The sequence below is a fragment of the Chelativorans sp. Marseille-P2723 genome (assembly GCF_902809845.1).
In the GTDB taxonomy this organism is placed as follows: Bacteria; Pseudomonadota; Alphaproteobacteria; order Rhizobiales; family Rhizobiaceae; genus Chelativorans.
The window spans coordinates 1-13,009 of record NZ_CADDWI010000009.1; the positions used below are offsets into that span (position 1 = coordinate 1).

General features: G+C 59.4%; 6 protein-coding genes. All 6 read right to left on the reverse strand.

From position 1 onward, the window contains the following. The coding region (gene malQ, locus HUS57_RS07490; RefSeq protein ID WP_173932366.1) for a 4-alpha-glucanotransferase at positions 1–1,374 on the reverse strand (1,374 nt) is incomplete at its 3' end. Then, on the reverse strand, positions 1,371–3,185 hold the full coding sequence (treZ, locus tag HUS57_RS07495) for a malto-oligosyltrehalose trehalohydrolase (protein ID WP_173932368.1): 1,815 nt from the start codon (positions 3,183–3,185) through the stop codon (positions 1,371–1,373). The genes treZ and malQ, both read right to left, overlap by 4 nt. Continuing rightward, positions 3,182–5,257: a glycogen debranching protein GlgX gene (gene glgX / locus HUS57_RS07500; RefSeq protein ID WP_173932370.1), complete on the reverse strand. Its 2,076-nt coding sequence runs from the start codon at positions 5,255–5,257 to the stop codon at positions 3,182–3,184. Before glgX ends, treZ begins: the two co-directional genes overlap by 4 nt. 7 nt (positions 5,258–5,264) lie before the next feature. Next, the gene (gene glgB, locus HUS57_RS07505; RefSeq protein ID WP_173932372.1) at positions 5,265–7,487 is read right to left on the reverse strand and encodes a 1,4-alpha-glucan branching protein GlgB; all 2,223 of its coding nucleotides are present in this window, start codon (positions 7,485–7,487) and stop codon (positions 5,265–5,267) included. Beyond that, entirely contained in the window at positions 7,484–10,804 is a 3,321-nt protein-coding gene (gene treS / locus HUS57_RS07510) for a maltose alpha-D-glucosyltransferase (protein WP_173932375.1), read from the reverse strand. The genes glgB and treS overlap by 4 nt, the downstream gene beginning before the upstream one ends. Then, positions 10,801–12,792 carry an alpha-1,4-glucan--maltose-1-phosphate maltosyltransferase gene (locus HUS57_RS07515; protein ID WP_173932377.1) on the reverse strand — a complete coding sequence of 664 codons (1,992 nt, stop codon included), beginning with the start codon at positions 12,790–12,792 and terminating at the stop codon, positions 10,801–10,803. The genes treS and HUS57_RS07515 overlap by 4 nt, the downstream gene beginning before the upstream one ends. Between the last annotated feature and the right edge of the window lie 217 nt (positions 12,793–13,009).

The following is a 13,009-nucleotide window of genomic DNA, read 5'->3' on the forward strand; positions in this document are numbered from 1 at the left end:
CCAACGATCGGGAGGAATGAAGCCCTGCTCGCTCCTCTCGAAATAGAAGATGCGGTAACCAAGCAGGTTGGCGCGGTCCATCTCTTCCCGAAAGCCATCCGGCACAACACCGAGATCCTCACCGATGATGATGGCCTGCCGACTTTGCGATGCCTCGGCCAGAACACGCACCATTTCTGGCATCGGGTAAAGGACATAGGCGCCATCGGCGGCGCGCATTCCTTCCGGAACCCAGAACAATCGGTGAAGGCTCATCGCATGGTCGATCCGCAAAGCCCCTCCGTGGCGCAGAATCGTTTCATAGGCGAACCGCAAAGGCTGATATTGCCGGGCGGTGAGTTCGCGCGGCGACACGGGCGCTAACCCCCATTTCTGGCCCTCTGGATTGAACATGTCGGGCGGTGCGCCGATTTCGGCCCCGACTATGGTTAGCGTGCGATCGCTCCAAGTAGCGGCACCATCCGGTGCAGTGCCGACCGCCAGATCGAGATACAGACCGGTACGCATACCCGCCCTGCGAAGCCTGCCTGCTACAGCACCGAGTTGAGCGTCCGCGATCCACTGAAGCCAGATGAGAAACTCTACCTCTTCACTATGCTCGCGTGCAAATTGTGCCACTGCCTCGCCTTCAGGGTCCTGGAACTCCTTTGGCCAAGCATACCAGCCGCTCCCGATCTTCCGGCGTACCATCTCAAGGCTGATAGCCTCAAAAAGGGCGAAACGAAAAAGCGGGGTGCTCCCCTTTTCCCTAAAAGTGTTCAACGCCACCCGGTTCGCGGCGATGGTGCGCCGAAAGATGCGGCGGAGCACGCCAAGCTTATGGGAGCAGACAGCCGGATAGTCTACCAGCTCGCGCTCCCTCAGCGCCCCGATAGCTGCTTCATCCAGATCGCTGCCTGGGTCGAAGCCCTCGATCTTGTCGGTGGCGATATAAAGTGGGTTTAAAAAGCTGCGGTCGCTTGGGGAAAAGGGGCTTGCCTTCTGCGGCTCGGACAGAAAGAGGCCGTGAAGCGGATTGACGCCAATGAAGTCCGCACCTTTTTGCGCCAACAGCTCCCCAAGCCGGGCAAGGTCCTCAAAATCCCCTATCCCCCAGTTCCGCCGGGATCTGAGGCCGTAAAGCTGACAGGTCACTCCCCATGCCCTGCCCTCCTGCAGGAAGGCAGGGAGATAGCACGAAATATCGTCTGGCGCACGTGGCGGCGGCGGCCAGTCGCCTTTGGGTGCCGGAACGTTCTGGTATCCGGTTGCACCCAGGATATCGAGGATCGCATTTACGGCCTCGTCCGAAGCTCGCGAAATGGTCGCGTCGAGCGCCTGATAGGAGCGGACGATGCCATTGGCGGCTGCAAGCCGATCAAGATCGTCGTTCATTCCGCACCTTCGGTTAGAAGCAGGACGCTCTTTCCGGGCAGCCGTCCCTGCCGGAGTTTTTCAAAGGCGCCGCTGCTGCTTTCATAGATGGATGCGGGATTGCGGACAATTTCTCCTGCCTCAACATCGGCTGCAGCGAAGTTAGCAACCAGCAGGAGGGTCCGGTCACCCAATCCCCAGCGGACAGCAAAGGCAGCGTCCGCAATGCGCAGCGGTTCTGCGCGTATCGAGCGCATGCTTTTCAGATAGGGACCAAGATGGTTCATTCGAACCTGCAGAAGGTTGCGAAACAGGTTTAGCCGCCGCTGACCAACTGCACTTCCTGCACGATGCCAATCGAGGCGCGAAGCTTCGAAAGTAGAAAGTTCATTCGGATCGGGAATGCGAGCGGCATGATCGCCGGAAAACTGGCTGAACGAGGCAAACTCGCGACGCCGCCCCTCACGGACGGCGGTGGCCAGATCTCCGTGAAAATCAGTGAAGAACAGAAACGGATTCGCTTCTCCATATTCCTCGCCCATGAAGACCAGCGGAATCTGGGGATTGAGAAGAAGCACCGCGGTGAGCAGCTCCAGCGTCTCCGCATCAGCAAGCTGGGTGAGCCGCTCGCCTAGAGCGCGGTTGCCGATCTGGTCGTGGTTCTGGAGAAAATCGATGAACGCGGCCGGGGGCTGATTGACGCTCGGCACGCCGCGCGCCTGGCCACCTTTCGGGCCGTACGCTTCGCCTTGATAGCAAAAACCTTCCGCCAGCGCGCGGACCAGATGGCCGATCGGGTTGTCGGCGAAACCGGCGTAATAACCGCCATCCTCACCCGTGGCAAGGACGTGGGCAGCGTGGTGGAAATCGTCGTTCCACTCGGCGGTGAACAGGATCGGGCGGTTCGCCTCATCATAAGGGTGCAAGCAAACGATGTTGCGCTCGTCCTCGGTGGTCAGATGAATTTCCCGCCCATCGAAACGCTCGCGGATCGTGGTCGCGATCTCCTCCAGTATCGGCGTTGGGCTGCGATCCTGAATCTGGTCGATCGCGTCGAAGCGCAGCCCGTCGAAGCGGAACTCGTCGAGCCAGTAGATCGCGTTGTCGAGGAAGAAGGCGCGTACTGCCGGCTCTTCAAAGCGGATGGCCGGTCCCCAGGGCGTGTTACGGTCTGGGTCGAAGAACGCGGGCGCATAGGTGCCTAGATAATTCCCGTCCGGGCCGAAATGATTGTACACCACGTCGAGAATCATCATCAGGCCGCGTTCGTGCGCGGCATCGACCAGCCGCTTCAGTCCGATGATTCCGCCATAAACCGAATGAGGACAATAAGGCAGAACGCCATCATAACCCCAGCCGCGAAGCCCTGAAAATTGCGCGACGGGCATCAGCTCGATTGCCGTAAAGCCTACGCCCGCCAGGTGATCGAGCTTGCGCCGTATGCCGTCGAAGTCTCCTTCGGGGGTGAATGTGCCGGTGTGAAGCTCATAAATGACCGCCTGCTCCCATGGCCTTCCCCTCCAGTTCCTGGTCTTCCAATCGAAAGCGGAGGAGACCAGAAGGCTTGGCCCGTGTACGTCCGCGACCTGCGCCCGAGAGGCAGGATCTGGAACCGCCAGTCCGTCGGCAAGGACAAACTGATAGGGCGTGCCTTCGGCCATGCCGTCCAGTTCTAGTTCAAACCAGCCATGCTCGTGTGGCTCCATCTCCTGCTCTTCGCCCTGGCCCAGCCGGAGGCGCAGCCGGTCAGCTCCGGGTGCCCAGAGGCGAAATACGGACGTTCCGTCGCCACGCAGATGTCCGCCCCAGCGGCCTTCGAAGGAAAAGGTCATCGTATACGCCCCTCCAGAAGAAGCACCGTATGAGCGCCAACATCGATCTCGGCCGGCGTTCGGAGCACATCCCAAACCGGCCATCTGCCGGTATCGGTGCGCATTACAATCCTCCATCCGGCTGCGCCCAGTTCGCGTGGAAGCTTGAACTCCACAGCTTCCGGGGCAGCATTGAAGAGGATGAGGATGGCGGAGCCATGTGCCTCGCAATGCATCAGGCCGAGCGTCCGGAGGTTCGGATCGGCCCAATCCTCATCAACCATCGGTTCGCCGGAAGGGCGCAGCCAGGACACGTCGCGAATACCATCCGCCACCATCCTTCCATGCAAAAAGCTTCGATAAGTCAGGCGGGGGCGGGCATGCCGGTACTGGAGCAACTTGCGGACAAACTGAAGGAAAGCCTCATCCTCGGGATCAATACCTTCCCAGGGGAGCCAGTTCATCTCATTGTCTTGGCAATACGCATTGTTGTTGCCGTGCTGCGTACGGCCTACCTCATCTCCCATCAGAATCATGGGCGTGCCTTGGGAAAGCAGCATGGTGGCGATGGCGTTGCGGCGCATCCTTGCTCGCAGTGCCAGAATGTCGGGATCGTCAGTGGGACCCTCGACGCCACAATTCCAGCTTTTGTTGTCGCTGTGGCCGTCGCGATTTTCTTCCTGGTTCGCCTCGTTGTGCCGCTCGTTGTAGCTGTACAGGTCCGCAAGGGTGAATCCATCATGAGCGGTGACGAAGTTGACGCTCGCCCAAGGCCTGCGTCCCCGGCGATCGAACATGGCGGCCGAGCCCAGAAGCCCGCTGGCAAGATTTGGCGCCACCTGCTCGTCACCGCGCCAGAAAGATCGAACCCAATCGCGATAAGCACCGTTCCATTCCGCCCAGCCGGGTGGAAAATTCCCTAGCTGGTAACCGTCGGGCCCGAGATCCCAGGGTTCGGCGATGAGTTTCACGCCTGAAAGAACCGGGTCCTGCCGCACCGTGTCGAAGAAGACCGATGACGGCTCGAAATTGTCACGTTCACGCCCAAGCGCGGTGGCCAGATCAAAGCGGAAGCCATCCACATGGCATTCCTCAACCCAGTATCGCAGCGAATCCATGACCATCTGCAACACCCGAGGGTGCTTCAGGTTAAGCGTGTTGCCGCAGCCGGTGGTGTCATAATAGTAGCGCGGGTCGTCTGCGAGGATGTAATAGCTGGCATTGTCAAGGCCGCGGAAGGAAAGCGTCGGCCCTAGCTGATTACCTTCAGCCGTATGGTTGTAGACCACGTCGAGAATGACCTCTATGCCTGCCTGATGCAGCTTGCGCACCATACGCTTGAACTCATGCAAGCCGCCTGCCGGCGATATGTAGCGCGGGGCCGCTGCGAAGAAGCCGATGGTGTTGTAGCCCCAGTAATTGGTGAGGCGCTTTTCGACGAGATAGCGGTCGTCAAAGAAAGCCTGGACAGGCAGCAGCTCGATGGCCGTTATGCCAAGCTTGACCAGATAATCGATAACACGGCTGTCAGCGAGGCCGCCGAAGGTGCCGCGAACCTGCTCGGGCACGTCGGGATGAAGCGCTGTCATTCCCTTCACATGCGCTTCATAGATGATCGTTTCCTGCCATCGACGGCGCGGGCGAACGTCGTCGCCCCAAGTGGTGGCTGTATCGGTGACCACGCATTTAGGCATGACGAAAGCGGAGTCACGCCGGTCGATCGAAAGATCCTGACGCTGGGAGCCAACACGGTAGCCGAAGCAGGCGTCATGCCACCGCAAGTCGCCCAGCAGCAGCTTCGCGTAAGGATCGATCAGAAGCTTGTGAGGATTAAAGCGGTGTCCCCGTGAAGGATCGTAGGGACCGTGGGCGCGCAGGCCGTAGACCTGGCCGGGCCGCATATCGGGAAAATAGCCGTGCCAGACTTCGTGGGTATATTCCGGCAAGGGCACGCGTTGCAACTCGCGCCTACCCTTGGCGTCGAAAATGCATAGCTCGATCTTCTCAGCATGGGCCGAGAATACAGCTACGTTGACACCCGAACCATCCCATGTGGCGCCAAGAGGAAACGGAAGACCGGCATCAACGTGCATGCTTCATCTACCCAGGTTCGCGGATCAGAACAGTGCTGCCGAGCGGAGGCAGCCTCAGTTCAGCCGATGCCGGCCGCCCATGCCACGGCTCTTCCGTTACCTCCAGAACCCCGTTGGTCACGCCGGAGCCGCCATAACGGACGTCGTCACTGTTTAGGATTTCCCGCCAACGGCCAGCTTCAGGCAGGCCAATGCGGTATCCTTCGCGGGGAATGGGCGTGAAGTTGCAGGCGACAACGACCTGCGGCGCTTCGACGTTACCCTTGCGCAGATAAATGAATACGCTGAGGTCGGGATTGGATGCGTCGATCCATTCGAAACCTGCCGCTTCGCAATCCAGTTCGTGGAGCGCTCTATGGTTGCGGTAAATCCCGTTTAGGTCACGGATAAGATCGTGCACGCCCCTATGCAGCGGATCGTCGAGATGGTGCCAATCGAGCTGCCAATCATGGTTCCATTCGCGCTCCTGTGCGAACTCGCCTCCCATGAAGAGCAGCTTCTTGCCCGGATGCGTCCACATGAAGGTGAAGTATGCCCGCAGATTAGCGAATCTCTGCCAGCGGTCGCCCGGCATGCGCCCGATTAGCGATCCCTTTCCGTGCACTACTTCATCATGGCTCAAGGGCAGGATGAAGTTTTCAGAAAAAGCATACACCAGGCCGAAGGTCATCTGGTTATGATGATGCCTACGATGGATAGCGTCGCGCTTCATGTAATCAAGCGTGTCGTGCATCCATCCCATGTTCCACTTGAAGCCGAAACCCAGGCCCCCGTCATGGACGGGCCGGGAGACACCTGGGAACGCGGTGGACTCCTCGGCAATCGAGGTCGCACCGGGATGCTTCGAGAACAGCGCGATGTTGGTGTCGCGCAGGAAGGCAATTGCCTCCAGGTTCTCGTTGCCGCCATGAACATTCGGCACCCACTCGCCAGGCTGGCGGCTGTAATCGAGATACAGCATCGACGCGACCGCATCCACGCGTAAGGCATCGACATGATACTGATCGATCCAGAAGAGCGCATTGGCAGCGAGGTAATTCGCAACCTCCCGGCGGCCGAAATTATAGATCAGCGTGTTCCAGTCGCGATGGAACCCAAGCCGCGGGTCGGCGTGCTCGTAAAGGGCGGTTCCGTCGAACCGGACCAAGCCGTGGGCATCGGACGGAAAATGCGCCGGCACCCAATCGATGATCACGCCAAGCCCCTCGACATGGCAGCGGTCGACGAAGCGTGCGAATTCCTCGGGTTCGCCAAAGCGGCTAGTGGGCGCATAAAGCCCGACGGGTTGGTAACCCCAGGAGCCGGAGAAGGGATGCTCGCTGACAGGCAGGCATTCGATATGCGTGAAGCCCAGATCTTTCACATACGGGATGAGCCGGTCAGCAAGCTCTCCATAGGACAGATAGCCGCCATCGTCGCGTCTCCGCCAGGAGCCGAGATGCACCTCATAGATGGAAATCGGGGCACTGCGATCATTGCGCGCGGCCCGGCTTTCCATCCATTGCACATCTTGCCATTCGTACCGGGGAAGACCCTTGACCACGGAGGCGGTCGCCGGCGGCACCTCGCTTGCAAAGCCTACAGGGTCGGCCTTGGCAGGTAGCATCTCTCCGTGCGCGCCAATGATCTCGTATTTATAGATGGCTCCGGATCCCACTCCCGGCAAGAAAAGTTCCCATACGCCGATGGCTGGATGCCGCCGCATCGGATGCCTGCGGCCGTCCCAATCGTTGAAAATTCCCACAACGCTGACCCGACTGGCGTTAGGGGCCCAAACGGCGAAGCGGGTGCCCTCGACACCCTCGCAGCGTAATGGGTGCGCTCCCAGCTTGTCGTAAAGCCGGAAGTGGCGGCCTTCACCGAAAAGATGGCGATCGAGTTCTCCAAGCGTACTGTGGAAGCGATATGGGTCCTCCTCCTCCCAAACATCCCTATCCCGTCTGAAACGCAGCCGGTAAGCAGGAGTGTCCTGTCCGTTCCCAATCAGTCCTTCAAAAAACCCTCTTGCATGACGCTTCAGCAGCTTGCCAAGGCTCCTGCCCGACACTGGATCAAATGGCTCGGCGCTGTCGGCTTCCGGCCGCAGGACGCGAAGGACGATGCCGGCATCTGTCCTGTGCGGCCCGAGCACTGCAAAGGGGTCACCATGCCGCCCCGCCACAAGCGCAGCTATCGCGTGGGGGTCAGCAAGCCGCCAGGATGGGAGCGGGCTCTCCTCCACCGCATTCATTCGCCCGGCCCTTCCATGAGGTTGAGCACACCCTGAAGGGGAATAGCGACCCAGTCTGGACGGTTGGAGAGCTCATAATTGACCTCGTAAAGCGCCTTTTGCAGCAGGAACAATTGCAAAAGTGCATCCCGGGTTACTTGCTCATCGGTCCCGCTTACCGGGCTACCCGCGACCGCCGAGTAACCTGCGAGAAACTCACCTGACATGCGGTCGCGCCATCGCGCGGCGAGCGCTTCGCTGTCCCGCGACTGATCGGGAAGCCGCGCGGCCACCTGGCGCGCCGCGGTTGAGGCGGCATAATCGAACGAACGCAGCATCCCGGCCAGATCGCGCAAGGGTGAAGTCTTGGCCCGGCGTTCCGCAAGGGAGCGGCGAGGCTCGCCCTCGAAGTCAATGATGAAGAGATCCTGTTGCGCCACCAGCACCTGTCCCAGATGGTAATCGCCATGAATACGGGTCTTCATGCCGGAAGGCCGGATCCTGCGCAGGCCGGCGAGTCGGCGGTCCAGGTTGCGTGCCAAGGAAAGCACATGTTCCGCCATTTCCCTGCTTGTCGGGGGAAGGCGTTCGAGTGCATTTCCCAGGCCGGTTCGAACGGTGGAAAGCTCCGCCCTGGCATCCTTTACCCATTCGTCAATATCGGCACGGCGGACTGGCTCGGCGCGAAACGACTCAATATCCGTCTTTATGGCGAGGGCCGCATGCATCTGCCCCGACCGTTCTCCCAGCCGATAGATGAGATCGAGAGGGTAAACGAATGGAATTGGCATATTTTCAGCGGATGGAGGTGACAGGATTTCATCCTCCATGTGGCGCTCCAGGGCATGCACGAACACGCTCCAGGCGTCTCCCTGATTCTCGATATAGGCTGCAACGCTCACGAGTACCGTGTTCTCCTCTCCCTCCTCTAAAAGTTCAATGCTGCCCAGGAAGGCAGGTGTATTCGTGAAGCCTGCCTCCTCGGTAAGAAAACGCGCCACCTCGACTTCCGGCTGGTGGCCCGGACGGAGACGGCGGAAGATCTTCATGAGCGCCTGTCGGCCAAAAGCGATGGAAACATTGCTTTGCTCCTGCCTGAGTGCGGAGGGTGGCTCTGCGAAGCTCATCTCTGTCAATTTCTGGCTCCCGTAGAAGCGTAGAACGCCTCCAGGGCCGGAAAGTTCGCGGCCCGCCTGCATGCACCGCATCAATTCGGACGCGAAACGCTCATCATAGGACCCGTCGACAAGCGCTCCCAACTGAGCACCCCGGCGCACGCGGGCAAGCGTGGCAGAGAGGCTGGGGGCGCCGTACAGCACGTGCTCCTCGCCCCAGAGAATGCTCAATGGCAGCAGGTAGTGCTGATTGCCCGAAGCAAGATCGACCTCGACTATGGCAAGCAATCCGGCCTCTTCATCGAGCCTTGCCAGCTCGCGGATGCGTGCAGAGCGTATTTCCTCGCTCTTGGCGCCGAACCATCGCTGACGTTGAAGAAACGGAGCCAGCACGTCCTCTTCAAGCTGTCGCAGCGCCCGTCCTTCCAGCACCCGCTCGATGTTCGTGCGCACCAGGGTCAGCGTAATGAATTCGGGAAGCGGCTCCGGAACGGGTGCATGCCAGTGCGGCGCCTGCGATTCATCGGCGATCAGAAACCAGAAGGCACCGTAGCTTGAGAGCGTCAGCATATAAGGCAGGTCGCCAATGGGCGGAAAAGGCGAGTGGCTGATAAGTTCTATGGGGACGCAGCCACGATATTTTGAAAGATCAAGCTCTACTGCCTGCGCTGAACGGGAAAGATTAGCCACGCACAGGATGGTCTCGTTACCGTCGCTTCGCGTATAGGCGAGAATGCGGCGATTGCCGGGATAGAGCATGGTGAAGTCGCCGCGCCCGAAGGCCGGATGCTGTTTGCGTACGGCGATCATCCGGCGGACCCAGTTGAGCAGCGAAGACGGGTCCGTCTCCTGCGCCTCCACATTGATGGTTTGATAGCCATAGATCGGGTCCATGACCGGCGGCAGATAGAGCATCTGGGGGTTGGCGCGCGAGAAACCCCCATTGCGATCAGGCGACCACTGCATTGGCGTGCGGACCCCATCACGGTCGCCCAGATAGATATTGTCGCCCATGCCCAGTTCGTCCCCATAATACATGACCGGTGTGCCGGGCATCGACAGGAGCAGCGCGTAGAGCAGTTCGATCTTGCGCCGGTCGTTCTGCATCAGCGGCGCAAGCCTGCGGCGGATGCCTAGATTGATGCGTGCACGCACGTCCTCTGCATAGGTACGCCAGAGGTAGTCGCGTTCGCGGTCCGTCACCATTTCCAGCGTCAGCTCGTCGTGGTTGCGTAGGAAAATGGCCCATTGGCAGCTTTCAGGAATCTCCGGCGTCTGCCGCATGATGTCGGAGATGGGGTGCCGGTCCTCCTGCGCGAGCGCCATGTAGATGCGTGGCATAAGCGGGAAGTGGAAGGCCATGTGGCATTCATCGCCATCGCCGAAATAGGGACGGGTGTCCTCGGGCCACTGATTGGCTTCGGCAAGCAGCATACGGTCCGGATATCGCTCGTCCAGCGCGGCCCTAAGCTTCTTCAGGATTTCGTGCGTTTCCGGAAGGTTCTCGTTGTTCGTACCATCGCGCTCGACCAAATAGGGAATCGCGTCCAGCCGAAGCCCGTCAACGCCCATATCAAGCCAGTACCGCATGATCTTGATGACCTCATCAAGAACGCGCGGATTGTCGAAGTTTAGATCCGGCTGATGGGAGTAAAACCGGTGCCAGAAGAACTGTCCGGCAACCGGGTCCCAGGTCCAGTTGGATTTTTCCGTGTCCAGAAAGATAATGCGCGTTTCGGGGTAGCGCTCGTCATCGTCGTTCCAGACATAGAAGTTGCGCGCAGCAGAACCTTTCCTGGCGTGGCGCGCGCGCTGGAACCAGGGATGCTGATCGGAAGTGTGATTGATGACAAGTTCCGTGATGACGCGGATCCCCCTCCGGTGTGCTTCCGCCACGAAACGGCGGAAATCCCGCATCTTCCCGTATGCAGGATTGATGGCGCGGTAGTCGGAGATGTCGTAGCCGTCGTCGCGCAGCGGCGAGGGATAGAAGGGAAGCACCCAGATGGTGTTCACCCCCAGCCGCTCTATGTAATCGAGCCGCTGCAAAAGCCCGTTGAAATCTCCGATTCCATCGCCATTGGAATCGTGAAACGCCTTGATATGAAGCTGGTAGATGATCGCGTCCTTGTACCAGTCGGCTGCATCCGCCGTTTCCGGGGGGAGCCCGGCTTGCCGATCGCCCGTATCTGCCGCTGCAACAAGCGTTTCCGTCGCGTTCATCGGCGTCCTCCGGGTACGATGAGCCGCCATGCCATATAGGGGCGCTGGCGTGGGTCGAGATGCATGTGCTGGATTTTTCCGGTCCAGGCGAAAGGCTGTTCCGTGACTAGATCGAACGCCTCTATCGTCGCATCGTCCGGCAGGCCAAACTCCCACAAGGGCACTTCGAAGTATGCGCCCTGGGGATTGTGGGGGTCGAGATTGACAGCAAAGAGAAGGAAGTTGGAGAGGTCGTCCGTATACTTGCCGTAATAAAGAATTGCGTCGTTCCAGGCGTTATAGAAATTGAGATTGATGAACTGCTGCAACGCCGGGTTCTCGCGCCGCATCCGGTTTACGAACGCAATATCGGCCTTGATGTTGCCTGGTCGATCCCAGTCCCAGGCCCGGATCTCGTATTTTTCCGAATTTAGATACTCCTCCTTGCCGGGGATTGCCTCCGCCTCGCAAAGCTCAAAGCCGCTATAAATGCCGTAATTTCCCCCAAGCGTGGCCGCCAGAAACAGCCGCACCTGAAAGCCCGGCCGCCCGCTAGTCTGAAGATAAAACGGGTTGATGTCCGGCGTGTTCACGAAGAAATTCGGCCGCATGTAGTGGCGGCATTCGTCGCGCGTAAGCTCCGTCAGATACTCGGTCAACTCCTGTTTGGTGTTGCGCCAGGTGAAATAGGAATAGGATTGGTTGAAGCCGACCTTGGCAAGCCGCTTCATCATCTTTGGCCGGGTGAAGGCTTCCGAAAGGAAGATAACTCCAGGGTCGGCCACCCGTACCTGCCTGATCAGCCATTCCCAGAAAGGCAAGGGCTTGGTGTGCGGATTGTCCACGCGGAAGATGCGCACGCCCTTTCCCAGCCAGAACAGCACCACATCGCGCAGGGCGAGCCAAAGGCTGGGAATCGCATCGCGGTAGAAATGGACGTTGACGATGTCCTCATATTTTTTGGGCGGGTTCTCGGCGAATTTGATCGTCCCGTCCGGCCGCCAGTCGAACCATTCTGGATGCTCCTTGACCCATGGATGATCCGGCGAGCACTGTATGGCGAAATCGAGCGCGATCTCCAATCCATGTTCTGCGGCCGCCTTCACGAGCCGCTCAAAATCCTCGAACGTACCGAGTTCGGGATGAATCGCATCGTGCCCCCCTTCGTCAGAGCCAATCGCATAGGGGCTGCCGGGATCGCCGGGCGCAGCAGTCAACGCATTGTTGCGCCCCTTCCGGTTGGTGCGGCCGATCGGGTGGATGGGCGGGAAGTAAAGCACATCGAAGCCAAGGCCGCGTACATAAGGCAGCCTGGCAATTACATCGTTGAAGGTGCCATGCCTTTGCACGCTGCCGGACTGGGAGCGGGGAAAAAGCTCGTACCAGGCGGAAAAGCCGGTCTTCGCGCGATCGACGAATACAGGAAATGGCGCCTCTGTCATCGTCAGGTTTACCCGCGGCCCGATGCGCCGCATCAACAATGCTGCCTCGTCATTCATCATCAGCGCGAACCGGCTGCCTTCGTCAGATGGCGGCGATAGCTCCGCCAACAGCGCGTTCAATGCCGCACGATCCTGCCGTGAACAGCCCCTGCAACGGGCAAGCGCCTGCTCGATCAGGATCTTTCCTTCCTCTAGTTCAAGTGAGATATTCTGCCCGGCGCCATGTTTTTTCGCCGTATCCATCCGCCAGGTGGCAAAGAGGTCGCGCCAGGAGGCGATGGCGAATTCGTGGTACCCGGCCTCCTCGAAAATGACGGCCGCCCGCCAGCGATCATTCACCAAGTGCCGCATAGGCGCCTCACGCCACGTGCCGTCTCCCCGACGACGGTGAAGAAGCACGGCTGTAATCGCCTCATGCCCGTCGCAGAAGATGTCCGCTTCCACCCGGAAACGCTCGCCTTCAAGCGCTTTAACAGCAAAGCGCCCCGCATCTATCGCCGGTTCTACGGCCTCTATCGCGATCCGGGCAGAGGCAAATTTCTCAAGCGGCGCGTCATGACGGTCCATCTGGATCTTCCTGGAGGTAACCCCGCTCTTCCAACGCCGCGGCAGGGAGCATGTTCCAGAAGGATCAAAGAAGAACGACGCGACAGCACCAGCACTGCCGACGCTCCTTGCGACAACTACACGAGCCAAATATGGGATTTGATATCTATTTATAGATACATAAACATAATCGCTATTCACGAATACAGCAGTTGAAAACGGGTACAGGCTTCTGGAC

Excerpts from the sequence above, each read along its gene's own strand:
- treZ (WP_173932368.1), bottom strand. The coding sequence starts at position 3,185 with ATGACCTTTTCCTTCGAAGGCCGCTGGGGCGGACATCTGCGTGGCGAC.
- glgX (WP_173932370.1), bottom strand. The coding sequence starts at position 5,257 with ATGCACGTTGATGCCGGTCTTCCGTTTCCTCTTGGCGCCACATGGGAT.
- glgB (WP_173932372.1), bottom strand. The coding sequence starts at position 7,487 with ATGAATGCGGTGGAGGAGAGCCCGCTCCCATCCTGGCGGCTTGCTGAC.
- treS (WP_173932375.1), bottom strand. The coding sequence starts at position 10,804 with ATGAACGCGACGGAAACGCTTGTTGCAGCGGCAGATACGGGCGATCGG.
- HUS57_RS07515 (WP_173932377.1), bottom strand. The coding sequence starts at position 12,792 with ATGGACCGTCATGACGCGCCGCTTGAGAAATTTGCCTCTGCCCGGATC.